A 25,364-nucleotide genomic window follows, 5' to 3' on the forward strand; every position below is an offset into this window, starting at 1 on the left:
TTGATGGAATCTCAGAAGCAACGCATCCTCATCGTCGACGACGATAGCGCGGTCCAGGTGTCGCTGGCGCTGCTGCTCAAGCAGTCCGGCTTCGACACCCAGTGCTGCGACGACCCCAAGCAGGCGCTGGAGCTGCTGGCCCGCCAGAGCGCCGACCTGGTGCTGCAGGATATGAACTTCTCGCTGCGCACCAGCGGCGAGGAAGGCTTGCAATTACTGGCCGACATCAAGCAGCTGCACCCGGCCCTGCCGGTGCTGCTGATGACGGCCTGGGGTTCGATCGCGCTGGCGGTCAAGGGGGTGCAGGCCGGCGCCGCCAACTTCTTCACCAAGCCCTGGGACAACGCCCAGCTGATGGAGCTTATCCGCACCACGCTCGACACCGCCGCGCCGGCGCCGGCCGCCTGCCCGACGCGCGCCGCCCTCGACGCCCAGTTCGATTTCAGCGCCATCGTCGGCGAGCACCCGCGCCTGCTGAAAGTGCTGGCCGCCATCGGCCAGGTGGCGGCCACCAAGGCGCCGGTGCTGATCCTCGGCGAGAGCGGCTGCGGCAAGGAGCTGATCGCCGACGCCCTGCACCGCAACAGCCCGCGCGCGCGCCAGGCCATCGTCAAGATCAACATGGGGGCGATCACGCCGTCGCTGTTTGAAAGCGAAATGTTCGGCCACGTGCGCGGCGCCTACACCGACGCCAAGACCGACCGCAAGGGCCACGTCGCCAGCGCCCACGAAGGCACGCTGTTCCTCGACGAGATCGGCGAACTGAACCGCTCCGACCAGGTCAAGCTGCTGCGCGTGCTGCAAGACCAGACCTACCAGGCGGTGGGCGCCAGCCGCATGGAACGCGCCGACATCCGCGTGGTGTCGGCCACCAACCGCGAGCTGGCCGAGCTGGTCGCCGCCGGCGAATTCCGCGAAGACTTGTTCTACCGGCTCAACCTGATCACCATCCGCCTGCCGCCGCTGCGCGAGCGCCGCAGCGACATCCCGCTGCTGGCGCGCCACATCCTCGGCCAGGTGTCGGCCAGCTACGGCCTGGGTCCGGCCAGCATCGCGCCGGCCGCGCTGGAGTGGCTGAGCGCGCAGCCGTGGCCGGGCAATATCCGCCAGCTCAAGCAGACGCTGGAGCGCACGCTGCTGCTGGTCGGCAAGAGCGAATTGAAACAGGCCGACTTCGTCGCCGCCGAGCAGCACGAGCATGGCGGCGCGATCGGCGGCCTGCGCCTGGGCGTCGACGGCATGACGCTGGAACAGGTGGAGCGCCACATGATCGCCAAGGCGCTGGAGCAGCACCAGGGCAATATCTCGCGCGTGGCCAAGGCCCTGGGCCTGAGCCGCACCGCGCTGTACCGGCGGCTGGAGCGGCACGGCCTGGGCGGCGACGGCGCGCAGGACAGCGACGCATGAGCCTGCGCCACAGCCTGTACGCCTACCTGGGCGGCGCGCACCTGCTGTTCCTCGGCCTGACCGTCACGCTGTTCCACCAGTCGCCGCTGCTGATGCTGGGCCTGGAGGCGGTGGTGCTGCTGAGTTTTGCGCTGGGCGCGCGGCTGGTGCGGCGCGCGCTGGAGCCGCTGAGCTACACCCGCCACTTCCACGATCTGCTGCAAGACCAGCACTACGCGGCGCGGCTGCAGCACAGCGGCGATCCGCAGTTGAACGAGCTGGTCCAGCTGTTCAACACCATGCTGGGCGCGCTGTACCAGGAGCGTCTGCAACTGGGCGAGCAGCAAGGCTTGCTCGACCGCCTGCTGGAAGCCACGCCCAGCGCGGTCATCGTGTTCGACTTCGATGGGCGCATCAGCCTGCTCAACGCCAGCGCGCAGGCGCTGCTCAAGCGCGACGACGCCAGGGGCAAGCCGCTGTCCGCCTGCCTGCCGGCGGACGCCGACCGCGACTATCCGGGCCTGCTGGCCCAGCTCGACGCGCTGCCGCTGGGCGACAGCCAGCTGCTGACCGACACCGACGGCCGCCGCTACCGGGGGCAGCGCGGCCACTTCTACGACCGCAGCTTCTCGCGCCATTTCCTGCTGGTCGAAGAGCTGACGCAGGAACTGGAAAGCTCGGAGAAAGCCACGTACGACAAGCTGATCCGCGTGCTGGCGCACGAGGTCAACAACACCGTGGCGGCCACCGGCTCGGTGCTCGATTCGCTGCTGTACTACCGCAGCCAGCTGGCCGAGCGCGACGGCGAGGATTTCAGCACCGCCATCGTCGCCGTCAAGCGCCGCAACGTCAGCCTGGGCGAGTTCATCGAGCGCTTCACGCGGGTGGTCAAGATGCCGGCGCCGGAGCTGCGCGCCAACGCCGTGCGCGACATCATGGACGACATCCTCTACCTGTACCGCGAGCCCTGCCGCAGCCGCGGCATCCGCCTGGCCTGGCAGCGCTGCGACGACGTGCCGGCCATCGCCATGGACCGCCACCTGATGGAGCAGGCGCTGCTCAACGTGGTCAAGAATGCGATGGAGGCGGTGGAAGCCGGCCATGCCGGCGCGGCCGCCGACAAGGCGATCGAATTCGTGCTGGAGGCCGAGGCCGATGGCGTGCGGCTATCGGTGATCGACAGCGGCAACCTGCTGGGCGAGGTGCCGGCGCGGCAATTGTTCACGCCCTTCTTCACCACCAAGAAAGGCGGCCAGGGCATAGGCTTGCTGTTCGTGCGCGAAGTGCTGAACCGGCACGGCTACACCTACCGCCTGGCCGCCACCGGCCAGGGCGCCACCCGCTTCGACATCTGGCTGCCCAAGAGCGGGGGCTGAGCGCCGGGGCGCATGGCCAGCGGCCGCAGCACCGCCGCGCGCGACTGCGCGTCGATCTGGAAGATGCTGACCACGCGCTCCAGATTGGCGGCCTGCTGCTGCATGGCTTCCGCCGCCGCGGCAGCCTCCTCCACCAGCGCGGCGTTCTGCTGCGTCACCGTATCCATTTCGCTGACGGCCTGGTTGATCTGCTCGATGCCCGCGCTCTGCTCATCGCCGGCGCTGCTGATGTCGGCCATGATGTCGGTCACGCGCCGCACGCTGGCCACCACCTCGCTCATGGTCTGGCCGGCCTGCTCGACCAGCCGGCTGCCGATCTCGACCTTCTCGACCGAATTGCCGATCAACTCCTTGATCTCCTTCGCCGCCGAGGCCGAACGCTGGGCCAGGTTGCGCACCTCCGTGGCCACCACCGCGAAGCCGCGCCCCTGCTCGCCGGCGCGCGCCGCCTCCACCGCCGCATTGAGCGCCAGGATATTGGTCTGGAACGCGATGCCGTCGATGACGGCGATGATGTCGACGATCTTGCGCGAGGAATCGTTGATCGCGCCCATGGTATCGACCACCTGCGACACCACCGTCCCGCCCTGCTGCGCCACCGCCGACGCCGATTGCGCCAGCTGGTTGGCCTGGCGCGCGTTGTCGTTGTTCTGGCGCACCGCGCTGGTCAACTCTTCCATCGACGACGCCGTCTCTTCCAGCGCGCTGGCCTGCTGCTCGGTGCGCGCCGACAAATCCTGGTTGCCGCTGGCGATCTGGCTCGACGCCGAGGCGATGGTCTCGGTGCCGCTGCGCACCTCGCCGACGATGCCGGCCAGCGCATCGCGCATCAGCTTCATCGCGTGCAGCATGCTGTGCTGGTCGCCGCTGCGGGTATCGACGCTGACGGTCAAATCGCCGGCGGCGATGCGGCTGGCGATGCCGGCCGCGTAATCGGGCTCGCCGCCCAGCTGGCGCAGCAGCGTTCGGGCGATCACCACGGCGGCGACCGCGCCCACCGCGATGGCCAGCCCGCTCAGCGCCAGCATCAGCACGCGCGCGCTCTGGTAGGCGGCGGTGGCCGCGGCGGTGTCGGCCTGGTTGTTTTCCTTTTGCAGCGCCGCGTACTCGTCCATCACGTCCTGCCAGCGCTGCGTGGCCGGGCCGGCCTGCTTCATCAGCACCTCGGTGGCCTCGGCATCCTGGTTGGCCTTGGCCATCGCCACCACCTTGTCGGTCAGCGGCCGCGCCTCCTGGCCGGCGGCGGCGATGCGGGCGCGGATCTCCAGCCCCTTGGCCGTCGCCGGCAGCCGGCCCAGCGTCTCGGCAGCCTTGTTGTAGTGGCCGCGCGCCGTGTACAGCTTGGCCAGCTCGCTCTCGATGGCGGCCGGGTCGTTCAGCAGCACCACCGTGCGCGTGACGCGGGCCACGATGTGCACCGACTCCGACATTTCCTGCACCAGGTCGCCCCTGGCCACGTTCAGGCTGACGATGTTGTCCAGCTTGGCATTGATGGTGCTCATGTTGTACACCCCCAGCAAGGCCACGCTGAGCAGCAGCGCCAGGACCAATCCGAATCCCAGGCTGAGCCGGGTACCGACTTTCATGTTTGCTATGGCCATACATCACTCCCCAGTGGACAACGGCATGTAACAAATTGTACGCCTTCGTCTCGGGCAGTTTTTTTAAATTTCCAGAGGCAAACATGTGCCGTTGCAACGTCTGTTGATATACAAAAAACGCATACCAATATAGCCAAATATTCGACTTTTAGTGGATAGAGGCGGCCTGTATATCGGCAATCGCATATAAAATGACCGATTCATTACCGGGTCCAACTACCAGCTGTCACCCCCGGTGACGATGTGTGACTATTTAATCTGGCGGCAAGGGGCTATTCATGACGATCAACGTAATTCTGAACCTGCTGGCGGCGCTGGCACTGCTGGGGCTGCTTTACGCGCAGCAGCGCAAACATGCATCCTTCTCGGTGCGCGTGTTCACCGGCATGGGGCTGGGCGTGGTGCTGGGGGCGGCGCTGCAGGCGCGCTACGGCGCCGGCGCGGCCGAGCTCAAGACTACCGGCGACTACCTCGACATCGTCGGCTCCGGCTACGTCAAGCTGCTGCAGATGATCGTCATGCCGCTGATTATGGTGTCGATCATTTCGGCCATCCTCAAGCTCAAGGGCATCAATTCGCTGGGCAAGATCAGCGCGCTGACCATCGGCATGCTGATGCTGACCACGCTGATCGCGGCCGGCCTCGGCATCCTGATGGCCAAGCTGTTCCACCTGAGCGCGGTCGGCCTGACCGCCTCCGCCGGCGACATCGCGCGCGGCGTCTACCTGCAGGGCAAGGTCGAGGCGGCGCAGGCGATCTCGCTGCCGGGCATGCTGCTGAGCTTCATCCCGGCCAATCCCTTCCTCGACATGACGGGCGGCCGCAAGACCTCGACCATCGCGGTGGTGATCTTCTCGGTCTTCATCGGCATCGCCGCCACCGGCATCCACGACAAGAAGCCGGAGCTGTACGCCTCCTTCGAGCACTTCATCCAGGTCGCCCACGCCATCGTCATGCGCATCGTCACGCTGGTGCTGCGGCTGACGCCCTACGGCGTGTTCGCGCTGATGGCGCAGGTGGTGTCGACCTCCAGCTACACCGACATCCTGCACCTGTTCGACTTCGTGCTGGCCTCGTACAGCGCGCTGATCCTGATGTTCTGCGTGCACCTGGCCATCGTCGCCGGCACCGGCCTCAATCCGGCGCGCTACGTGAAGAAAATCCTGCCGGTGCTGACCTTCGCCTTCACCTCGCGCAGCAGCGCCGGCGCCATCCCGATGAGCGTGCAGACGCAGACGCTGCGCCTGGGCACCTCGGAAGGCATCGCCAACTTCGCCGCCTCGTTCGGCGCCACCATCGGCCAGAACGGCTGCGCCGGCATCTACCCGGCCATGCTGGCGGTGATGATCGCGCCCACGGTCGGCATCGATCCGTACACGCTGGCCTTCATCGCGCCGCTGCTGGCCATCATCACCATCGGCTCGGTGGGCGTGGCCGGCGTCGGCGGCGGCGCCACCTTCGCCGCGCTGATCGTGCTGTCGTCGATGAACCTGCCGGTGGCGCTGGCCGGCCTGCTGATCTCGATCGAACCGCTGATCGACATGGGCCGCACCGCGCTCAACGTCAGCGGCTCGATCACGGCCGGCACCGTCGCCAGCCGCGTGCTGGGCGAGACCGACGTGCACGTGTTCAACAGCGACGCCGAGCTGCCCATCGACAGCGACCGCAAGGCCGCCTGATCCGGCGGCTTATTGGGCGTCGATGGTGATGCTGATGCCGCCTACGATTTCCAGCAGCTGCAGCCGGGCCAGCTTGGACACGCCCGCCGCCGTGATGCTGTAGGTCGTGGAGGTGGAGCCCAGTGTTTTATTCCCGGCATCGACAATGTTGCTCAGCATTTGGAAATTGAGGCTGTTGCCGTCGCTGCCGGCCGTCGTGACGTAGCTGATCTTTTGCGTGCTGACCAGCGTGCGCTTGCTGCTGTCCGCGTAGCAGCTGAAGGTCGCGATGTCGCCGGTCTGTCCGGCGGTGGCGGTGGCCGGATAGCCGCCCGTGCTGCTCCCGACGCAATAGGAGCCCGACTCATTCGAGCCGACCGGCGTGTACTGGGCATTCACATACAGCTGGCTGGACGTGGTCAGCGGGGTCGTCGTGCCGTTGCCGGAGATGCTCCCGCTGATCGTTTCCGTGGCCTGCTGCACGGCCGCGCCATTGAAGCTCGCATTGACGACCGCGCCGAGCGTGTACGTCAGCGTCCCCGTCAACGGATAGGTGACGGAACCATTGGTGGTGCTGCCCGTGACCGTCAGCGTCGACTGCAGACCATGGGTGAACGCGTAAGCCAGCCCCTGCTGAACCGGGAAGCTGGTGGCGGCCGGCGCCGGGGCCGGGGTCGCGCCGGCCGCCGCGCCGCCACCGCCGCCACCGCAGGCGCTCAAGGTCATCGCCAGCAGGCCGGCCAACGCCAGCGGCGCCGCACTTTTCGATAATGTCATGGTCATGTGGTTTCCCTGAATAAAGAGTTCCAGCATAGCATTGTTGCCACATGACAAATCTATCCAATAATCGCAACCGCGGGGCGAGGGAACCAGCAGCCGGCGGCCAGGTCTAACTGTTCTCCCCGCGTTGAAAGGAAAAATGATGACTCCCCTAAGCTCCCGTCTTTTACTGGCCGCCGCCGTGTCGCTCGCCTTGCTGGGCGGCTGCAACAAGCGTCCTGCCGACCAGCCGCCCACGCCCAGCGTGACCACGCCATCGAGCCCGTCGGACGCCACCCCGCCCGCGCCCGCGCCGGCCACGACGCCGCCGGCCCAGAACAGCAGCGCGCCGCCGGCCACGAATCAATAGGCGTAAAAAAAGGGCCCGAAGGCCCTTTGCGCTACAGCGTTCCGTATCAGAACTTGTAGTTGTAGGCGATACCGATCAGCGACAGATGGGTCTGATAAGTACCACGGGTGGTTTCGCCGTTACCCGTGCAAGCGGTGGCCAGCGGGTTGCACTTGTTGGTGTAGTTGATGTTCGCGTCCTTGAAGTCCAGGAAGCTGTACGCCAGGTCGATCGACGAACGTGGGCTCAGCTTCCAGTTGGCGCCGAAGGAATACTGCATGCGGTCGCTGTCCGGCAGCGCCGGATGGGTCAGCTCGGCGCTCTGCACTGGCGACTGGTCGTAGGCCAGGCCGGCGCGCAGGGTCAGGTTTTCGTTGTAGGCATAGTTGCCGCCCAGCGAAACGCGCACGGTGTTTTTCCACTGCTGACGGATCACTTCCGCGCCTTCGGCGGTGCCTGGGAACTGGATGTCCAGATCGCCCAGACGGTTGTGGCGCACGAAGGTCACGTCCGCCATGCCGGCCCATTTCGAGTCGAACTGGTGGAAGGCGTTGACCGACAGGGTCTCAGGGGTGCGCAGTTCAACCAGCGCGGCCGAGTTGACCTTGTGCGATGCGGCTTGCAGCACGCCGTTGACGATAGGGTCGTCGGTCACTTTCGAGAAGTCCCACACGGTGCTGCCGCGCAGCTTGTGCACGATAGGCGAGCGGTACGACACGCCGAAGCGGGTGTCCTTGTCCAGCGTGAACATATAGCCCAGGTTGAAGCCCCAGCCCCAGTCCTTGCCATCGTTCGAGCCATGGGCATCGCGCGTCGCGCCCAGCAGCTTGGGATTGCCGCCCAGCGCAGCGATCTGCTTTTGCAGCGCCAGGGCATTCGGCGTACCCGCCAGCGCGGCGACCGAACCCGGCACGTCCACGGCCTGGCCCAGGTTGGCTTTCATGAATTCGGCGTCGATACCGAAGCCGAAGGCGTGCTGTTCATTCAGCTTGAACGACGCCGATGGATTCAGCGTGACCGATTCCAGCTTGACGTCGGACAGCGCGTAGCGGCCGGTCCAGGTGTCGCCGTATTGGATCTTGGTACCGTATGGCACGAACATGCCCAGGCCGACGGCCCACTGGTCGTTCAGTTTTTTGCTGGCGTAGAACGATGGCGCCGTCACCGAGCTCGGGACGTAATCTTTGGCCGCGGTACCGCCGGTCGGGGTGGTGGTGAAGCGGGTCGAGCCGCTGTCGTTGAAGCTCGAGTGCGGGACAACCACGGTGGCGCCGGCGGTGATTTGCAGGCCATCCAGGCGGGACATGCCGGCCGGGTTGGAGAAGATGGTGGTGGCGTCGTTGGCTTCGGCGCCATTGGACTCAGCCGTGCCTTGGCCGGCCACGCTCTGCGAGCCGAAACGATAACCGGATGCCTGGGCGCTCACGGACATGGCGCCGAGCGCGGCGGCAATGATCAGGGGGAGGTATTTGTGTTGCATCTGTGGTCTCGCTTTATAAGTAGGCGTTCTACGCCAGGTTTTTCTGGATTCTTGCGCCAAAACCGGTGCAGGAGGCCAGCAGCATACTACATTTATAAAACTATTCAAAAGGCAAGTCGTTAGAGTGGAAGCTCTAATTTAAACCTTGAAACCGAGCAGTTGCTCTGCTTACCAGAAGTAAAAAAAGGGCCCGTAGGCCCTTTTTTAGTATCGTAAAAACAACGACTTAGTGCGTATCCAGCGCGCCGGACGGGATGGTGCGACCGCCCTTGCCGGTCACTTTGTAGACCACCCACATCACCATGCGGAACACGAAACGCACGAAGATCAGCGTCAGCACGCCCTCGACCAGGGTCATGATCAGGGCCGGCGCCGCCGTCCAGCGCACAGAACGGCGATGGAACTTGGCGATCGCGCGGTCCTTGGCGATCTCGATGCTGTCGTAGAAGGTCGGCACCACCAGCAGCGTCAGGATGGTCGAGGTGATGGTGCCGCCGATGATGGCGATCGCCAGCGGACGGTAGAACTCGCCGCCCTCGCCCAGGCCCAGCGCGACCGGGAACATGCCGGCGATCAGCGCAAACGTGGTCATCAGGATCGGACGCAGACGCATGCGGCCCGCATACATCAGCGCGTCTTCGCGGCCGTAGCCCTCTTCCTCGCGCTTGCGCGCCGCATCCAGCAGCAGGATGGCGTTCTTCGCGACCAGGCCCATCAGCATGATGACGCCGATAAAGCTCATCAGGTTCAGCGTGCCGCCGGTGATCAGCAGCGCCACCACCACGCCGATCAGCGACAGCGGCAGCGACAGCATCACCGCCACCGGCGCAGTGAACGAACCGAACTGTATCACCAGGATCAGGTACATCAGGCCAATCCCCATGACCAGCGCGATCGCCATTTCAGTGAACAGCTCGCTCTGGTTCTTGCCGTCGCCGCCCAGGTCCAGGCCATAGCCCGGCGGGAAGTCGATCGCGTTGGCCAGCTTCATGGCGTCGGCCGTCACTTCACCCGGCGAACGGCCCTGCACGTTGGCCGACACGGTCACGGTACGCTTGCCGTTCTTGTGCTCGATGGTGGACGGGCCCTTGCCCATCGTGATCGTGGCGATCTGGTCCAGCGGCACCATCTGGTTGGTGCCCGTGACCGAGATCGGCAGGCGCTCGATGTTTTCCGAGTTGACGCGGTCTTCCGGCGCCAGGCGCACCGCGACATCGCGCGATTCGCCGGTCGGGTCGACCCAGTCGCCCACTTCGACGCCGGCGAACGCCACGCGCAGCGATTGCGCCGCATCGTTGACGGAGATGCCCATCGAGTTGGCCAGGCCGCGATTGAGTTCGATCTGCAACTCGTTCTTCGGATCCTGCTGCGACAGGCCCACGTCCACCGCGCCCGGAACCTGGCGCAGCTTGTCCATATAGGCGTTGGTGATCTCCATCAGGCGGCGCGAATCCGGGCCGGTGAATTCGATCTGCACCGGCTTGCCGGAGTTGCCCAGGTCGTCGATCACCGAAATCTCGGCGCCGGCGATATGGCTCATCTTCTCGCGCAGCTCGGCGCCGATCTGGAAGGCGGTGCGCTTGCGGTTCTGGCGCTTGCCGATATCCAGGTAGATGCGGCCGCCGCCGGCGCTGATGTTGGAGTTGGTGTCCTTGGTCTCGGGAATCGTACGGGCGATGGCCGCGATGGTTTCCATCTTGCGGCGCGCAATCTCCACGCTGCCCGACGGCGGCATGCGCACGTCGATGGCGATGGTGCTGCGGTCGGCCGCCGGCAGGAAGCTCGAACCGCCCAACGTCGCATGCAGCACGATGGCGCCGACGAAGGTGCTGAAGGCGATCACGGCCATCCAGCGGCGGTGATGCAGCGCCCAGGCGATCACATGGCCGTAGCGGTCGGACTGGTGGTCGAACCAGTCGTTGAACTTCTGCAGCATCTTGCCCAGGCCTTTTTTCGGCGCGGTGTGGTGGTCGACCGGGTCGCCCCAGTAGGCCGACAGCATGGGATCGAGCGTGAACGAGATGCCCAGGCTGACCAGCACCGAGCACGTCACCGTCAGCGCGAACGGACGGAACCATTCACCGGAAATGCCGGGCATGAAGGCCACCGGAATGAACACGGCGATGATCGAGAAGGTGGTCGCGGCCACGGCCAGGCCGATCTCGGCAGTACCATTGAGCGCCGCCGTGCGGCGGTCCGAGCCCATCTGCATGTGGCGCACGATGTTTTCCCGCACCACGATGGCATCGTCGATCAGCACGCCGATCGCCAGCGACAGGCCCAGCAGCGTCATGAAGTTCAGCGTGAAGCCGCACAGCCACACGGCGATGAAGGCCGCCACCACCGAGGTCGGCAGGCTCAGCGCGGTAATCAGCGTCGAGCGCCACGAGTTCAGGAAGGCGTACACCACGAAGATGGTCAGCACCGCGCCCAGCACCAGCGATTCGATCACGTTGTTCAGGCTGCGCTGCGAATCGTCGCCGCCGTCGCGGGTGATTTCCAGCTTGGTGCCTTGCGGCAGCGTGGCGTTGACCGCCTTGATTTCCTCGCGCAGCTTGGCCGCCACCGACACCGTGCTGGCGTCGCGCGAACGGGAGATGGCGATGCCGACGTTGGGCTTGCCGCTGCGGATGCTCAGGCCGTTGATTTCGGCGAAGCCGTCCTCGATCGTCGCCAGCTGCGCCAGGCGCACCACCTCGTCGCCGCGGCGCTTGACCACCACGCCTTCGAATTCGCGCGGGGTGATGATGCGGCCCACCAAGCGGATGCTCTTCTCGTCCAGCACGCCGCGCACCTTGCCCACCGGCGCATTGGTGTTCTGGTTGTGCAGCGCGTTGACCACCTCGCTGACCGAGACGTTATATTCACGCAGCTTTTCCGCGTGCAGCAGCACCGACAGTTCGCGCTTGAGCGAACCGTTGACCTGCACCTGCGAGACGCCATCGACCGCGCGGAAGCGGTCCGACAAGGTATCCTCGGCCAGGCGCGAAATTTCGGCGTGGCTCTGGCTGGTCGACGACAGCGAGATCTGCATCACCGGATCGGACGCCGGATCGATGCGCTGCAGAATAGGTTCGCGCATCTCGGTCGGCAGCTTGTAGCGCACCGAGGCGATCGCGTTGCGGATCTCGTCGGACGCTTCGATCAGGTTCTTCTTGAAGCTGAACTCGATGAAGATCTGCGCCGTACCTTCGTTGGCGGTGCTCTCCAGCTTGGTCGCGCCGGAAATGGCCAGCAACGGCTTTTCCAGGCGGTTGACGATCTCGCGCTCGACCGTGTCGGGCGAAGCGCCCGGATACGGCACGCTGACGATGATGAACGGCACCTCGACGTCCGGGTTCTGGTTGACGCGCAGCTTCTTCAGCGCCAGCAAGCCCAGGCACATCATGGCGACGATCAGGACGATGGTCGCGATCGGCCGTTTGATACTGAAATCGGATAAGAACATGGATTAGTTCCCTTTCGGTGCGGTGCTCGGCGCCGGCGCGGCCGAGGCCTGGGCTGCGCCGTTGCCGGCCGCCGCCACTTTCGATGCCGCCAGTTCGACGCCCTGGCCCTCTTTGTAGCCGGAGTTCGGCACGCGCAGCACGCGGTCGCCGGCGGCCAGGCCGCTGCGCACTTCCCACTGGCCGGTGCGCGGATCGCGCACGCCGATGTTGAGCGCCACCTTGTTCAGCGCCTTGCCGTTGACGCGCCAGGTGTAGCTCTGATCGCCGCTGACGACCAGCGCCGAATCGGGGATCATCAGCGAGTTCGAGATGTCGGACTCGACGCGGCCTTCGGCGTACAGGCCGGCCACGCCCGGCATGTCCTTGCCTGCGAACTCGACCAGCACCTCGACCTGGCGCGTGACCGGATTGGCCGATGGATCGACGCGTTTCACGCGGCCGCTGAAATCGCGGTTCTGATAACCGTTGATGCGGAAGCTCACCGGCTGGCCAACCTTGACCACGCCGATCTTGTCGGCCGAAACCAGGCCTTCGAAGCGCATGCTGACCGGGTCGATCACCTTGATCAATTCCTTGCCGATGGCGGCGGTGTCGCCGTTGGACACCTTGCGCTCGCTGACGATGCCATCGAACGGCGCGCGCACCAGCGTGCGGGTCAGCTGCTGGTGGGCCGCGACCGAGCGCGACTTGGCGCTGGCCAGCTCGCTCTGGGCGTTGTTGCGGCGGATCTCGGAATCTTCCAGCGCCTGGGTCGACACCATGCCGGACGAGCGCAGCGTCTTCTGGCGCTCGAACATGCGGGTGGCCTGCTCCAGCGACTGCTGGGCGGCGCGGGTGGCTTCGTCGGCCGAGTTCAGGGCGTCGCGGATCGAGGTTTCATCCAGGCGCACCAGGATGTCGCCCTTCTTCACGGCCTCGCCGTTCTCTTTCATGACTTGCAACACCACGGCGCTGACTTCGGCGCGCAGGTCGGCCTTGCGCTCGGGCTGGACCGAACCGGTGATGACCGGACCGGAAGCCAGCGCGTTCGACTCGATGGTCAGCAGGTCCTCGGGCGCGAGCGACAGCACGGCCGGGGTGGCTTTTTTGCCATCCTTGCCATCCTTGGATGCGGCGGCGGTGGCCGAGGCGCTGGCGCCCGCCTTTTCAGGCTCCTTGGAGGACTTGCCGCAGGCAACCAGGGCTGAAGCGACGGCGAGAGCTAGAAGGGTTTTGCGCAACATACAGTTCTCCGGGAAATTGGCACGTGGGTGCTCGAATGCTTATGAAATTGTTAGCCAGACTACAGGGCGCAGAGTATCTCCGAGTGTCCGGAAACGGTCAATCAACGTGCGACTGGACGACAAAAAACGTGGCTGAATTGCCAAATGCTGGGATAAACGGTGAAAAGTCAGAATAGCCGGGAGTGGCTAAAAGAACAGGAAAACCGGGCGCGCCAGGACGGCGCGCCGGCAAACGCCGGATCAGCCGCGGCCAAACACGGCGTGGATGACGTGGGCGATGGCGATACCGGTGCACAGGCCGCCGGCGATTTCCACCAGCGTATGGCCCATGCGCTCGCGCAGCCATTTGTGGCCGCCGTCATCCTTGGCCAGGCGGTTGATCGCCGCCGCCTGCTTGCCGACGTGCTGGCGCAGGCTGTTGGCGTCGATAATCACGATGAAGCACAGCGTCACCGCCACGCCGAAGGCCGGATGGCCTATGCCCTCGCGCAGCGCGATCAGCGTCGCCATGCTGGACACCACGGCGCTGTGGTTGCTGGGGAAGCCGCCGTTGCCGACCAGGTTGAAAGCCCATTTGCGCGCCTTGGCGCTATTGATCAGAAACTTGATCGGCCCGACCGTGATCCAGGTAATCAGCGGGGTGACGAGATAAGCGATGTCCATCGGTGGTTCCTTTGCATTTTTGTGGCGCAATTATCGCAGATGGCCCCACAGCGGCGGAAGCAAGTAATATAAAATTCCCCCATTGTTCACCTTTCCATAAAAACAACGATGCAACACTTCAGAGTCTCTTTTGCCGTCACCTTGGTCCTGATGGCGCTGGCCGCCTGGTGGGGTTACAACCATGGCGGTGCCGCCGGCCTGCTGCAAGCGGTGTGGATAGCCGGCGTGCTGGGCGTGATGGAAGTGTCGCTGTCCTTCGACAACGCGGTGGTCAACGCCTCGGTGCTGCGGCATTGGGACGCGTTCTGGCAAAAGCTGTTCCTGACGGTCGGCATCGTGGTGGCCGTGTTCGGCATGCGGCTGCTGTTCCCGCTGCTGATCGTCTCGCTGGCCACCGGCCTCGGCCTGATGGACGTATGGCAGATGGCCACCGCAAATCCGGCCGAATACGCGCGCCACCTGACCGGCGCCCACGCCCAGGTGGCCGCTTTCGGCGGCGCCTTCCTGCTGCTGGTCTTCCTCAACTTCCTGTTCGACGGCGACAAGGAACTGCACTGGCTGGGCTGGCTGGAAAAGAAACTCGGCCAGCACGGCACCGAGATGCTGGGCGTGCTGCTGGCGCTGGCCGCCGTGTTCGGCTGCGTCGGCCTGGTGCCGGTGGAGGAAAAGTACACGGTCTTGGCGGCCGGCGTGATCGGCGTGGTGGTCTACCTGGCGGTCGGCTGGATCAGCACGCTGCTGGAAGAAGACCCGCCGGAAGACGACGATGACATCACCGAAGCCGGCGTCGGCGCGGTGGTGGCGACGGTGGCGCGCGGCAGCTTCGGCGGCTTCCTGTACCTGGAAGTGCTGGACGCCTCGTTCAGCTTTGACGGCGTGATCGGCGCCTTCGCCATCACCAGCGATGTCGTCATCATCATGCTGGGCCTGGCCATCGGCGCCATGTTCGTGCGCTCGCTGACGGTGTTCCTGGTGCACAAGGGCACGCTGGACGAATACGTCTACCTGGAGCACGGCGCCCACTACGCGATCGGCATCCTGGCCTTGATTATGCTGGCCAGCGTCAAGTACCACATTCCGGAATGGTTCACGGGTTTGTCGGGCGTGGCCTTCATCGCGGTGTCGCTGTGGTCATCGATACGCCACAAACGCCGGCTGGCCGCGTGATAAGATTAAAAACATTGCACTCAACTCAAGCGATCCATGACCACATCCAAACGCGTAATCCTCTACCTCATCGGCCTGGTAATAGCTGTCCTGCTGATCTTTGCCGCCTACACCTGGGTCATGCTGCACGTCTCCTACTCGGACGGCGAGCGGGCCGGCTACCTGCAGAAGTTCTCCAGCCGGGGCTGGGTCTGCAAGACCTGGGAAGGCGAGATCCTGCTGACCTCGATGCCGGGCGCCATCCCTGAAAAGTTTGAATTCAGCGTGCGCGACGACGCCGTCGCCCAGCAGCTGATGTCGGCCACCGGCAAGCGCGTGGTCCTCAGCTACGCCCAGCACAAGGGCGTGCCTAGCCAGTGCTTCGGCGAGACCGAGTACTACATCACCAAGGTTCAGATCCAGCCTTGATCCTTGCCGCGGCGTCAACATGGCGCTGCGTTTGCGGCGTTTCCGGTAAGTTAAGCAGCATTGCCTGCCGAAACCGGAAACGTCCATGTCTCTCCCCCTCCCCCGCCTGCTGCTTGCCGCGCTGCTGATGTCCGCCGCCGCGCACGCGCAAGACCTGTCGATGCAAGGCGGCGCACTGCGCGTCAGCGGCAAGAACCAGAACTCGTTCGCGGTCGGCGTCAACTACGCCCAGCCGGTCGGCGACTACCTGGCGCTGAGCCTGGGCTACCTGAACGAAGGCCATCCGCGCAACCACCACCGGGACGGCGTCTCCGGCCAGGTGTGGCTGCGTTCGCACATCAACGAGCAAGGCTGGTCGTGGGGCGTGGGCGCGGGACAGTACTATTTCTTCGACACGTCGCGGCCGCGCGGCGGCGGCGAGGCCTACATCAACGACCACGGCTGGGCGCCGATCTACAGCCTGCAAGCCACCTGGCACGATGACAGCCGCTGGTACGCGCAGGTGCAACTGAACCGGGTGGTGCCGAGCGGCGCCAAGGATCCGACCACTTCGCTGCTGGTCGGTGGCGGCTACCGCTTCGACAGCGTGCGCGGCGACAAGCTGCACCTGGACGGCGGCGCCGGCACCGACGACACGCTGACCGTATTGGCGGGGCAAAGCATCGTCAACAGCCTGGAGTCGGAACGGTCGCGGGCCAGCAGCGTCGAGTACCGGCGGGCGGTGGGGCGGTATGTGGACTGGACCGTCAGCGCGCTCAGCGAAGGCACCTCGGCCGGCACGCACCGCACTGGCGTGGCGACGCAGTTATGGCTGATCCGTTCATTGAACCGGGAGGTGGAACTGGGGATGGGCATAGGCCCCTACCTGGCGTTCGAAGTGCATGACGTGCCGGGCACGCGGTCGCACAAGGCGGGGCTGGTGTCGGCGGCGGGACGCTACCACTTCAGCAAACGGCTGGTGGGCACGCTGTCGCTGAACCGCGTCGTTACCGACTACCACCGCGACGCCGACCTGTTGCTGGTCGGCGTGGGCTACAGCTACTAAGCGCCGCCGTCATTCCCGCGAAAGCGGGAATCCATACTTAGCTTGCCTCGGATACGTTCTATGGATTCCCGCCTGCGCGGGAACGACCATAGTTAGCGGGCGCGCCAGACGGCTTGGCCGGCTTCGGCCGGCGGGGCCAGACGGGCGGCTTCCTTGCGGGCGCGGGCGGCGTCCAGCGTGGCGACGACTGCGCCCTCTTCCGCCTGCTTGCATTCACCAGCCGCAGCGGCCACCTTGGCCTGCACCGCTGCCAGCGCTTTTTGCGCGGCGGCGTGACGGCGGGTTTCCAGTTCCAGCAACTTCTGCTTGGCGGCGGTCATCGCGGCCGTGGTGTCGGCCACTTTGCGCTGCATCGCGGCGTGCGCCTGAGCGGTTTCCAACAGAGCCACTTGCGCGGCGGCCTTGTCGGCCAAGGCCTGCGTCGCGGCCTGCTCGGCCAGCTCGCGCTGGTGCATGGTGTCGGCTTCGGCCTGCTCGGCGTCGGCGCGCTGACGTGCGCAGGTGGCCACATTCCGCTCCGCTTCCAGACGGCCGGCGATCGCTTTCGATGCACGGATTTCCGAGGCCGTGGTCAAACGCTGCTGCGTCAGCTTCTGGTCGATCAGCGCCAGCGACTGGCGTTCGGTTTCGACGAATTCACGTTCCGCCAGCAGCAGCGCTTCCGCAGCCGCAGCCTTCTCCTGCTCGACGCGCGCACGCTCCGCGTGCACCACGCCCAGCTCGACGGCCAGACGGGCCTGCGCCGCCAGTGCCTGCGCTGCGATGGCTTTCTGCTCGGCTTCCCGCGAGACCTGCTCCGCCATCATGCGTGCGGCTTCGGCTTCCTTGCCGGCGGCGGCGGCCAGGCGCTGCTCGGCTTCCTGCTGCTGACGATAAGCTTCGGTCTGCGCGCGTTCGGCGGCGATGCGGTGCTGGGCGGCGTCGCTGGCGTCCTGCTCGGCTTCCAGTTTTTCCTTCAGCGCGGCGATGGCTTGCTGCTCGGCGGCGGCACGCGCCTGCTCGGCCTGCAACAGCACCTCGGCCTGCTCGGCTTTCTGCTGCGCCAATGCGCTGGCGGCGTTCTGCGCTTCGACATGCAGCGCCAGCGTGGCGATTTCCTTTTGCTCGGCGGCGTTCTGGCTCGCCCCCAGCTCGGCGGCTGCGCGCGACAACGCGGCGCGTTCCTCGGCCTGCTCGGCGGCGCGCTGTTGTTCCAGCAGATCGGCGCGGGCAGCTTCGGCGGCGGCCTGGTCGGCGGCCTGGCGCAGCTTGGCCTGCTCCAGCGCCTGCGCCTCGGCTTCGACCTTGGCGTGGGTATGCAGCTCGGCTTCCTGCTCGGCCTGCACGCGGGCCAGTGCGACGGCGCGCAGTTGACTGTCCACTTCGATACGCGCTTCGGTGGCGGCCAGGATGCTGGCGTCCGCGTCGCGGCGGGCCTGGGCGCTGGCGGCGGCCACCATTTCCAGACGCTCGCGATGGATCGCGGCGTCGCGGATTTCTTTTTCGGTTTGCAAGCGCAGATGCAGCGATTGCGCGGCGCTGCGTTCGGATTCGGCCTTGGCCAGCGCGATCTGTTCACGCTCCTGCTCCAGATGGGCCAGGGCGCGGGCCTCTTCCAGCGCGCGCACTTCGGCGGCGGCGCGGTTGAAGGCCGATTCCAGCGCGATCTGGTCGGCGCGTTCGCGCTGCACGGTCAGGTCCAGCGCTTCGGCTTCGGCTTGCGCCAGCATCTGCGCGGTCTGGCGGGCGGCGTAGGCGTGGCGCTCGCGTTCACGCGCCAGCGTCGCCACGCGCGCATCGGCGGAAGCGATGCCGACCACTTCTTCCTTGGCGGCCTGCACGGCGGCCACGCGCTCCACCGCTTGCAGACGGGCTTGTTCGGTTTGGGCCGCCAGTTCCTCGGCGGCGCGGGCGGCCTGCTCGGCCAGCTCGGATTCGGCGGCGATCTGTTCATGCGCGCGCTTGCGGCTTTCGCTCTCGACCTTGGCGCGCTGTTCGGCGGCCACGCGGATTTGCGTGTCGGCTTCGACGCGGGCGCGCAGTTCGGCGGTTTCCTGTTTGACGGCGTCCAGGCGGGCGACGCTGGCCTGGGCTGCGGCGCGCAGCGATTCGAGGCGCTCGCGGTTGGCGCTGATCGCATCTTCCGACGCTTGCGCATTTTGCAGCGCGACGGCGGCGGCGGCGGCATCCATGGCGGCGCGGTCTTCAGCCAGTGCGCGGGCGCGGGCTTCGGCGTGGGCGCGGCTCTCGGCGGCGCAGGCGGCCTTGGCTTCGGCTTCGACCCGGGCGATGGCTTCCTGGATGGCCTTCATTTCCATCGCGGCGCGCGGGGTCGGGGTGGCGGTGGTCGGTTCGTCCGTGCCATGCAGCGACATCATGGGGAGCAGAGTGACGCTGTCTTGTGTGCTGTCTTGTTTGGTCAATTGTGCTTGCATGAGGTTCTCGCTAGACGATATGTCCCGGCACCAGCCGAGACTTCTGAGTTCTCATTATCAAGCAGGAGGCAGGCAAACCGAACCGCAAGCAGAGCGGGAAAAACCCGCCAATTCGCTAGATCGGCAGCGGCGGCTCGTCCATCAGCGAGATTTGCTCCTTCAACTCCAGGATGCGGTCTTGCCAATAGCGCTGAGTGTTAAACCAGGGGAAAGCCACCGGGAAGGCCGGATCGTCCCAGCGTCGCGCCAGCCAGGCCGAGTAATGGATCAGCCGCAGCGTGCGCAGCGCTTCGACCAAGTGCAACTGGCGCGGGTCGAACTCGCAGAAGTCCTCGTAGCCGGCCAGGATGTCGCACATCTGGCGCACCTGGTCGGCACGGTCGCCGGACAACATCATCCACAAATCCTGGATCGCCGGCCCCATGCGGCTGTCGTCGAAGTCGACGAAATGCGGGCCGGCATCGGTCCACAGCACATTGCCGCCGTGGCAGTCGCCGTGCAGGCGCAGCTGCGGCAGCTCGCCGGCGCGGTCGTAGCTGCGGCGCACGCCGTCCAGCGCCTGCGCCGAGACGCTGGCATAGGCCTCCCGCAAATCGGCCGGGATGAACTGGTTGGCCTGCAAATACTCGCAAGGCTCGGTGCCGAAGGTGGCGATATCGATCGCCGGGCGTTCCTGGTAGGGCTTGATCGCGCCCACCGCGTGAATGCGGGCGATGAAGCGCCCGGTCCACTCTAGCACCGACGGGTCGCTGAGCTCGGGCGCGCGGCCGCCGTGGCGGGTGAACACGGCAAAGCGGAAGCCGTTGAAATGATGCAGCGTGGCCCGGTCCGGCCCCAGCGGCAGCGCCGGCACCACCGGAATCTCGCGCGCGGCCAGCTCCTCGGTGAAAGCGTGCTCTTCGAGGATGGCGGCGTCGCTCCAGCGGCCGGGGCGGTAGAACTTCACCACCAGCGGCTGCTCGTCCTCGATGCCGACCTGATAAACGCGGTTTTCATAGCTGTTCAGCGCCAGCAGGCGACCGTCGCCACGCAAGCCTATGCTGTCGAGCGCGTCGAGCACGCACTCGGGATTGAGCGCCGAATACGGATGCGGCGCCTGTTCCTGCGGACTGTCGCCCGCCCCCGCCAGCGGCTCGGCCATGCTGGCGGCCAGGGCCGCAGCGCGGGCGTCTTCTTCTTCGTCGTCGAAATGATCTTGGTTCATCCCCGCATTGTACGGGGCGCGGCGTGTATACTGTCGGCTTCAATCCAATAAAAAGAGCAAGCCATGCAACTCGACCAGCCACTGAGCGAAAAAGAATTCGACGAATTGGACAACTTCCTGTTGTCCGACCGCAGCCCTGAAGATGCAATGACGATGGATATGCTGCACGGCTATCTGACCGCCATCGCTATCGGCCCGGAACCCATCATGCCCGCCGAATGGCTGAAGCGCGTATGGGGCCAGGAAGACACCGACATCCCGAAATTCAAGAACGAGAAGGAAGAGGAACGCATCCTCAACCTGATCATGCGCTTCATGAACGAAGTGCTGGTGACGTTCGAAGTGGCGCCGAAGGAATTCGAGCCGCTGTTCGTCGAGCACGAGCACGAAGGCCAGACCCTGATCGACGCCGAAGCCTGGTGCTGGGGCTTCTGGGAAGGCATGGAGCTGCGTCCGGGTTCGTGGGACGAGATCTGGGAATCGGACGTGCAGGAACTGATGAAGCCTATCTACCTGCTCGGCGCCGACGAGATCGAGGAAGAAGAACTGCCGCTGGTGGAAGATCCTATCAAGGCGCACAAGCTGGCGCAGGAACTGGAAGCCAACCTGCCGACCATCTACAAGTTCTGGGTACCGCGCCGCAAGCCGGCCGTCACCACCCTGGTGCGCGAAGAGCCTAAAGTCGGCCGCAACGACGACTGCCCTTGCGGCAGCGGCAAGAAGTACAAGAAGTGCCACGGCGCGGACGCGGCCGAATAAGCCGATGACCTTGCGTGGTGTAGTCCTCGCGCTGGCGACGGCGCTGCTGGCGGCGACCTGCGCGTCCGCCGCGCAGCCGGAGCTGGTCCGCGACCGCACCACGCCCGCCAGCCAGGCCTCCGATGCGGCCCTGCTGCACTCCCTGGACCACGACGTTTTCCTCAACGGCAGCTACGCCGGCCCAACCGGCAAGCTGGGCTATCGGCTGATGCCGCCCGCCACTGTGCAGGACGGCAAGCGCTATCCGCTGGTCATCGTGCTGCACGGTTCCGGCGCGATAGGCAACGACAACATCCGCCAACTGGGCGCATTGGCCATGTCCTGGTCCGCACCGGCGATCCGCAAGCGCTTCCCCGCCTACGTGCTGGCGCCGCAATTTGCCGAGCGCAGCGCCAACTACAAGCCATCCGCCGTGGATAGCCTGCCGGCCGCCCAGCCCGGCCCCAACCTGCCCACCCTGCTCGCGCTGGTGGAGCAATTGAAACCACAGTTCGCCATCGACACCGACCGCATCTACGTGACCGGCTTCTCGATGGGCGCATCCGCCGCCACCCAGGCGGTGCTGAAGAACACCAGCATGTTCGCCGCCGCCGCGGCCTTCTCCGGCATCGCGCCGGAACGCGCCGCCGCCGCACAGCTGAAGGACTTGCCGCTGCTGCTGGTCCACGGCAATGCCGATACCGAGAACTCCATCGAAGCCGACCGCGCAATGTTCGCCGCCTTGCAGCGCCAGCCGGGCGGCGCCAAGGCGCGTTTCATCGAGTATCAGGGCATGGAGCACATGGTGCCGCCCGACATGCTGCTCTCCCCGGTCTGGCGCGACTGGCTGTTCGCCCAACACAAGGCGCGCTGACAAAAATTGTCAGCGTGCGGCCTGACAATTTTTGTCCGGCATCGACAAATTTCGTCGCCTCCCCACGCAAATCAAGCACTTAGCGCATGGCATAGATGTTGCCAGGTGACTTCCGTCGCTTAAAAAAACAATGGGAGAAGTCGATGTCATTTTTACCAACACGTATCTGGCCCGTTGCCTGCCTGCTGAGCCTGAGCGGCTCGGTGTGGGCCGCCACCGCCACCGTCGAAAGCACCGCCAGAGGCCCGGTCGCGCTGGGCAGCAAAGTCTGGTTCCTCGGCAAAGTCGACGGCCAGGGCGTCTACATGAATTTCGCCGTCAACGGCATCCCCGGCGGCAACGCCACCTACGGCAGACTCAATTCGCAGAATGGCGAGTACATCGCGCCGACGGTGCTGCCGTCCAACGTGGTCATCACGATCACCGGCACCACCACCAAGGACGCCAAGGTCGGCGCCAACCTGTCCGCCAGCACCACGCTGACGCTGAAGAAGGCGGCCACGCCGACACCAACGCCCACTCCAACGCCGTCGCCCGAGCCGAGCCCGAGCCCAACGCCGACTCCGACTCCGTCGCCAGCCCCCACGCCGACGCCAACGCCCTCGCCGGTCCCGCCACCGATCGGCCAGCAGCCCGCGCCGGACGCAGCCAAAATCAGCGCCGTGCGCCTGCTGGAGCAAGCGACCTTCGGCGCCACGCCGGCCGACGTGGCCGCGATCAAGGCCAACGGTTCGGCCGTCTGGCTCAAGCAGCAATTCGCCATGCCGGCCAGCGCCATCCCGGTCACGACGGACATGACCCTGCTGCAAAACACCTGGTACAAGAACATGGCCACCGGCCCGGATCAACTGCGCCAGCGCATGATCTTCGCCCTGTCGCAGTTGTTCGTCATTTCGGCCGACAAGAACCCCTACGCCAACGAAATCCAGCCTTGGCTGACCACGATCTCCAACAACGCCTTCGGCAACTTCAACACGCTGCTGCGCGAGATGACGCTCAATCCGGCGATGGGCAAATACCTCGACCTCGGCAACAGCATCACGCCATCGCCGAACGAAAACTACGCCCGCGAAGTGATGCAGCTATTCACGCTGGGCCCGATCCTGCTGAACCAGGACGGCAGCGCGCAGACCGACCGCAACGGCGATCCCATCCCCACCTACGACCAGGCCCGCATCAGCGACTTCGCGCGCGCGCTAAGCGGCTGGACCTACCCGGGCAGCAGCGCCACCGGCATCAACTGGGAAAACTTCACCGGCCCGCTGCAACCACGCGACAAATTCCACGACAAGGGCAGCAAGACACTGCTGCTGGGCGCGGTGCTGCCCGCAGGCCAGACCACCGTGCAGGATCTGGACGGCGTGATGCAGAACCTGTTCCAGCACCCCAACCTGCCGCCCTTCATCGCCACGCGTTTGATACGCGCCTTCGTCACCAGCAACCCAAGCCCCGCCTACATCACCCGCGTGGCCGACGTGTTCGCCTACGGCACGGCCGGACGCGGCGACCTGCAAGCGACGCTGACCGCCGTGCTCACCGATCCCGAAGCACGCCAGGACAAGCCGGCCGCCACGCAAGGCCACCTGAAAGACCCGATGCTGCAATCGCTCGGCCTGTTCCGCACCCTGGGCGCGAGCATCGCCGATCCGCGCAACCTGTTCTGGGATTACTTCCTGCTGGGCCAGAAGATCACCGCCGCGCCGAGCGTGTTCAACTTCTACTCACCGATGACGCGCCTGCCCGGCTCGCCGCAATACTACGGCCCCGAGTTCCAGCTGTACGCGCCCAGCCTGGCCGTGGCGCGCGCCAACTTCCTGTACAAGTTCATCTCCGGCGAGTACAAGGGCATGGTCAACGTCGACATCGCGCCCTTCGTCAGCGTGGCCGGCGACGCCACCGCGCTGATCAACCTGGTCGACGCCACCTTGCTCGCGGGCCGCATGTCGGCCACGGCGCGGCAAGCGATAGGCGGCGCCATCAACGCCTCCTCCGACCCGCGCCAGCGCGCCATCACCGCGCTCTACCTCGCCGCCATCAGCGCCGAATTCGCCGTCGCACAATAAGGACCGACCATGACCAAGCACTCCACCACCCGCCGCCGCTTCCTCGGCGCCAGCGCACAGACCGGTTTGATGGGCGCACTCTCCGCACTCGGTCTGGCCGGCGTGGCCGCACCGGCCCGCGCCGCCGTCACCGACTACAAGGCACTGGTCTGCCTGTACATGTTCGGCGGTAACGACGGCAACAATATGATCGTGCCGCTCGACAGCACCCGCTACGCGCAATACAACGCCATACGCGGCAGCCACGGCCTGGCGCTATCGAGCGCAGCCAACACGCTGCTGGCCGCGCGCAGCGCCACCCTGCAGGCCACGTCGAATCCAGTGACGCAGCCATTCGGCTTCCACTACGGCATGCCGGAGCTGGACGCGTTGTACGGCCAGGGCCTGGTGGCCGCCATCCTCAACGTCGGCAGCCTGCGCCAGCCGCTGAGCAAGGCGCAATACCTGGCCGGCGCCGGCGTACCGGCGCAACTGTTTTCGCATCCCGACCAGACCATCCAGAACCAGGCCGGCACGCCCTCTTCCGCCGCCACCGGCTGGGGCGGACGGCTGGTCGATGTGCTCGGCACCGGCGGCCATCTGGACGCGATCGCGGTCGGCGCCGGCGGCCTGTTTGTCGAAGGCGCCAGCACCCACGGCAATCTGTTGCCGGGCAACGGCCAGCTCGACCTGGCCGGCATGAACTTCTGGCCGCAGAAGGAAGCCGATGCGCGGCGCGCGGCGCTGGTGCAGATCCTGTCGGCGCAGAATCCCAACCTGATCGCCAGCGCCGCCAACAAGGCGCTGCTGAACGGCATGGACCTGGTGACGGACCTCAAGCAAGCCAACTCCGGCACGCCGCTGTCCACCGTGTTCCCCGGCACCTCGCTTGGCCAGCAGCTGAAGACGGTCGCGCAGCTGATACGCATCCGCTCGCAGCAAGGGCCGGGGCGGCAGGTGTACTTCGTCTCGCAGGGCGGCTTCGACACGCACGGCGGCCAGGCTTACCAGCAGTTCGACATGCTGCGCCAGGTATCGCAGGCGCTGGCCGCCTTCCAGCTGGCGCTGTCGGAAATCCACGCGCAGCAGCAAGTGACCAGTTTCACGATGTCCGAGTTCGGCCGTACCTTGCAGCCCAACAGCGGCGGCACCGACCATGCGTGGGGCAATCACCACCTGGTGGTGGGCGCGGCGGTCAAGGGCGGCCTGTACGGCCAGTTCCCCGATTTCACACTCGGCGGCAAGGACGACGCCACCGGGCGCGGCGCGTGGATACCGCAGTTCTCCAACCAGCAGTACGGCGCCACGCTGGGCCGCTGGTTCGGCGCCGATGCGGACATGCTGCAAAATCAAGTATTCAAGGACGAACTGGTCAATTTCCCGCAGGCCGACCTGGGCTTCATGCTGGGCTGAGCCGCCACGACGGGGAGTGGTACCGTTGCCACTCCCTCATCATTTGTCGCGATTTTTTAACATTCCTGCCCTGGGCAAAAACTACATTCCCGTCAGCAAAACAACCCTGCTATAG

19 protein-coding genes are annotated in these 25,364 nt (G+C 65.7%); 11 read left to right on the plus strand and 8 right to left on the minus strand.

The window, feature by feature from the left end:
* The first annotated feature begins 3 nt into the window (after positions 1–3).
* Both GEV02_RS30130 and GEV02_RS30135 read left to right on the plus strand, forming a co-directional pair.
* Positions 4–1,407 (plus strand): sigma-54-dependent transcriptional regulator, encoded by a 1,404-nt coding sequence (locus tag GEV02_RS30130; protein WP_152841494.1) that lies wholly within the window; start codon positions 4–6, stop codon positions 1,405–1,407.
* Positions 1,404–2,762, plus strand: coding sequence for a sensor histidine kinase (locus tag GEV02_RS30135; protein WP_152841495.1), 1,359 nt, complete (start codon positions 1,404–1,406; stop codon positions 2,760–2,762). The genes GEV02_RS30130 and GEV02_RS30135 overlap by 4 nt, the downstream gene beginning before the upstream one ends.
* Here the strand turns inward: GEV02_RS30135 and GEV02_RS30140 are convergent.
* The gene (locus GEV02_RS30140) at positions 2,693–4,363 is read right to left on the minus strand and encodes a methyl-accepting chemotaxis protein (protein ID WP_235923072.1); all 1,671 of its coding nucleotides are present in this window, start codon (positions 4,361–4,363) and stop codon (positions 2,693–2,695) included. The genes GEV02_RS30135 and GEV02_RS30140 overlap by 70 nt on opposite strands.
* A 278-nt stretch (positions 4,364–4,641) precedes the next feature.
* Here GEV02_RS30140 and GEV02_RS30145 point away from each other — a divergent pair, with 278 nt between their 5' ends.
* Positions 4,642–6,042 carry an L-cystine transporter gene (locus GEV02_RS30145; RefSeq protein WP_152841496.1) on the plus strand — a complete coding sequence of 467 codons (1,401 nt, stop codon included), beginning with the start codon at positions 4,642–4,644 and terminating at the stop codon, positions 6,040–6,042.
* Between the two features lie 9 nt (positions 6,043–6,051).
* Here the strand turns inward: GEV02_RS30145 and GEV02_RS30150 are convergent, their stop codons facing one another.
* The gene (locus GEV02_RS30150; RefSeq protein ID WP_152841497.1) at positions 6,052–6,804 is read right to left on the minus strand and encodes a hypothetical protein; all 753 of its coding nucleotides are present in this window, start codon (positions 6,802–6,804) and stop codon (positions 6,052–6,054) included.
* Positions 6,805–6,940: 136 nt separating this feature from the next.
* Here GEV02_RS30150 and GEV02_RS30155 point away from each other — a divergent pair, with 136 nt between their 5' ends.
* Positions 6,941–7,150, plus strand: a complete 210-nt coding sequence (locus tag GEV02_RS30155) for a hypothetical protein (RefSeq protein WP_235923075.1) — start codon at positions 6,941–6,943, stop codon at positions 7,148–7,150.
* Positions 7,151–7,196: 46 nt separating this feature from the next.
* On the opposite strand, the gene GEV02_RS30160 is transcribed toward GEV02_RS30155, so the two are convergent.
* The 4 genes from GEV02_RS30160 to GEV02_RS30175 form a co-directional block, all read right to left on the minus strand.
* A complete protein-coding gene (locus GEV02_RS30160) occupies positions 7,197–8,609 on the minus strand; it encodes an OmpP1/FadL family transporter (protein ID WP_152841498.1) in 1,413 nt (470 codons plus the stop codon).
* Between the two features lie 226 nt (positions 8,610–8,835).
* Positions 8,836–12,057, minus strand: a complete 3,222-nt coding sequence (locus tag GEV02_RS30165; RefSeq protein ID WP_152841499.1) for an efflux RND transporter permease subunit — start codon at positions 12,055–12,057, stop codon at positions 8,836–8,838.
* A 3-nt stretch (positions 12,058–12,060) separates the two neighbouring features.
* Complete coding sequence (locus GEV02_RS30170) at positions 12,061–13,281, minus strand: efflux RND transporter periplasmic adaptor subunit (RefSeq protein WP_152841500.1); 1,221 nt, start codon at positions 13,279–13,281, stop codon at positions 12,061–12,063.
* A gap of 240 nt (positions 13,282–13,521) precedes the next feature.
* Positions 13,522–13,944: a divergent PAP2 family protein gene (locus GEV02_RS30175; RefSeq protein WP_152841501.1), complete on the minus strand. Its 423-nt coding sequence runs from the start codon at positions 13,942–13,944 to the stop codon at positions 13,522–13,524.
* A 108-nt stretch (positions 13,945–14,052) separates the two neighbouring features.
* Between GEV02_RS30175 and GEV02_RS30180 the strand changes: the two genes are divergently transcribed.
* From GEV02_RS30180 to GEV02_RS30190, 3 genes are all read left to right on the plus strand, one after another.
* Positions 14,053–15,111 carry a DUF475 domain-containing protein gene (locus tag GEV02_RS30180; RefSeq protein WP_152841502.1) on the plus strand — a complete coding sequence of 353 codons (1,059 nt, stop codon included), beginning with the start codon at positions 14,053–14,055 and terminating at the stop codon, positions 15,109–15,111.
* A gap of 36 nt (positions 15,112–15,147) precedes the next feature.
* Entirely contained in the window at positions 15,148–15,519 is a 372-nt protein-coding gene (locus GEV02_RS30185) for a hypothetical protein (RefSeq protein WP_152841503.1), read from the plus strand.
* Between the two features lie 85 nt (positions 15,520–15,604).
* Positions 15,605–16,564, plus strand: coding sequence for a hypothetical protein (locus GEV02_RS30190; protein WP_152841504.1), 960 nt, complete (start codon positions 15,605–15,607; stop codon positions 16,562–16,564).
* A 92-nt stretch (positions 16,565–16,656) separates the two neighbouring features.
* Here GEV02_RS30190 and GEV02_RS30195 read toward each other — a convergent pair whose 3' ends face one another.
* Both GEV02_RS30195 and GEV02_RS30200 read right to left on the minus strand, forming a co-directional pair.
* Positions 16,657–18,978 (minus strand): coiled-coil domain-containing protein, encoded by a 2,322-nt coding sequence (locus GEV02_RS30195; RefSeq protein ID WP_152841505.1) that lies wholly within the window; start codon positions 18,976–18,978, stop codon positions 16,657–16,659.
* Between the two features lie 115 nt (positions 18,979–19,093).
* Positions 19,094–20,182, minus strand: coding sequence for a serine/threonine protein kinase (locus GEV02_RS30200; protein WP_152841506.1), 1,089 nt, complete (start codon positions 20,180–20,182; stop codon positions 19,094–19,096).
* 63 nt (positions 20,183–20,245) lie between these two features.
* Here GEV02_RS30200 and GEV02_RS30205 point away from each other — a divergent pair, with 63 nt between their 5' ends.
* From GEV02_RS30205 to GEV02_RS30220, 4 genes are all read left to right on the plus strand, one after another.
* A complete protein-coding gene (locus tag GEV02_RS30205) occupies positions 20,246–20,941 on the plus strand; it encodes a UPF0149 family protein (protein ID WP_152841507.1) in 696 nt (231 codons plus the stop codon).
* 4 nt (positions 20,942–20,945) lie between these two features.
* On the plus strand, positions 20,946–21,794 hold the full coding sequence (locus GEV02_RS30210; protein WP_152841508.1) for a carboxylesterase family protein: 849 nt from the start codon (positions 20,946–20,948) through the stop codon (positions 21,792–21,794).
* A gap of 143 nt (positions 21,795–21,937) precedes the next feature.
* Positions 21,938–23,857 carry a DUF1800 domain-containing protein gene (locus GEV02_RS30215; protein ID WP_174999410.1) on the plus strand — a complete coding sequence of 640 codons (1,920 nt, stop codon included), beginning with the start codon at positions 21,938–21,940 and terminating at the stop codon, positions 23,855–23,857.
* 9 nt (positions 23,858–23,866) lie between these two features.
* Positions 23,867–25,249: a DUF1501 domain-containing protein gene (locus GEV02_RS30220; protein ID WP_152841510.1), complete on the plus strand. Its 1,383-nt coding sequence runs from the start codon at positions 23,867–23,869 to the stop codon at positions 25,247–25,249.
* Positions 25,250–25,364 lie beyond the last annotated feature (115 nt).

The organism is Rugamonas aquatica (assembly GCF_009380215.1).
Classification (GTDB): domain Bacteria; phylum Pseudomonadota; class Gammaproteobacteria; order Burkholderiales; family Burkholderiaceae_D; genus Rugamonas; species Rugamonas aquatica_B.

Excerpts from the sequence above, each read along its gene's own strand:
- GEV02_RS30130 (WP_152841494.1), top strand. The coding sequence starts at position 4 with ATGGAATCTCAGAAGCAACGCATCCTCATCGTCGACGACGATAGCGCG.
- GEV02_RS30135 (WP_152841495.1), top strand. The coding sequence starts at position 1,404 with ATGAGCCTGCGCCACAGCCTGTACGCCTACCTGGGCGGCGCGCACCTG.
- GEV02_RS30140 (WP_235923072.1), bottom strand. The coding sequence starts at position 4,363 with ATGGCCATAGCAAACATGAAAGTCGGTACCCGGCTCAGCCTGGGATTC.
- GEV02_RS30145 (WP_152841496.1), top strand. The coding sequence starts at position 4,642 with ATGACGATCAACGTAATTCTGAACCTGCTGGCGGCGCTGGCACTGCTG.
- GEV02_RS30150 (WP_152841497.1), bottom strand. The coding sequence starts at position 6,804 with ATGACCATGACATTATCGAAAAGTGCGGCGCCGCTGGCGTTGGCCGGC.
- GEV02_RS30155 (WP_235923075.1), top strand. The coding sequence starts at position 6,941 with ATGATGACTCCCCTAAGCTCCCGTCTTTTACTGGCCGCCGCCGTGTCG.
- GEV02_RS30160 (WP_152841498.1), bottom strand. The coding sequence starts at position 8,609 with ATGCAACACAAATACCTCCCCCTGATCATTGCCGCCGCGCTCGGCGCC.
- GEV02_RS30165 (WP_152841499.1), bottom strand. The coding sequence starts at position 12,057 with ATGTTCTTATCCGATTTCAGTATCAAACGGCCGATCGCGACCATCGTC.
- GEV02_RS30170 (WP_152841500.1), bottom strand. The coding sequence starts at position 13,281 with ATGTTGCGCAAAACCCTTCTAGCTCTCGCCGTCGCTTCAGCCCTGGTT.
- GEV02_RS30175 (WP_152841501.1), bottom strand. The coding sequence starts at position 13,944 with ATGGACATCGCTTATCTCGTCACCCCGCTGATTACCTGGATCACGGTC.
- GEV02_RS30180 (WP_152841502.1), top strand. The coding sequence starts at position 14,053 with ATGCAACACTTCAGAGTCTCTTTTGCCGTCACCTTGGTCCTGATGGCG.
- GEV02_RS30185 (WP_152841503.1), top strand. The coding sequence starts at position 15,148 with ATGACCACATCCAAACGCGTAATCCTCTACCTCATCGGCCTGGTAATA.
- GEV02_RS30190 (WP_152841504.1), top strand. The coding sequence starts at position 15,605 with ATGTCTCTCCCCCTCCCCCGCCTGCTGCTTGCCGCGCTGCTGATGTCC.
- GEV02_RS30195 (WP_152841505.1), bottom strand. The coding sequence starts at position 18,978 with ATGCAAGCACAATTGACCAAACAAGACAGCACACAAGACAGCGTCACT.
- GEV02_RS30200 (WP_152841506.1), bottom strand. The coding sequence starts at position 20,182 with ATGAACCAAGATCATTTCGACGACGAAGAAGAAGACGCCCGCGCTGCG.
- GEV02_RS30205 (WP_152841507.1), top strand. The coding sequence starts at position 20,246 with ATGCAACTCGACCAGCCACTGAGCGAAAAAGAATTCGACGAATTGGAC.
- GEV02_RS30210 (WP_152841508.1), top strand. The coding sequence starts at position 20,946 with ATGACCTTGCGTGGTGTAGTCCTCGCGCTGGCGACGGCGCTGCTGGCG.
- GEV02_RS30215 (WP_174999410.1), top strand. The coding sequence starts at position 21,938 with ATGTCATTTTTACCAACACGTATCTGGCCCGTTGCCTGCCTGCTGAGC.
- GEV02_RS30220 (WP_152841510.1), top strand. The coding sequence starts at position 23,867 with ATGACCAAGCACTCCACCACCCGCCGCCGCTTCCTCGGCGCCAGCGCA.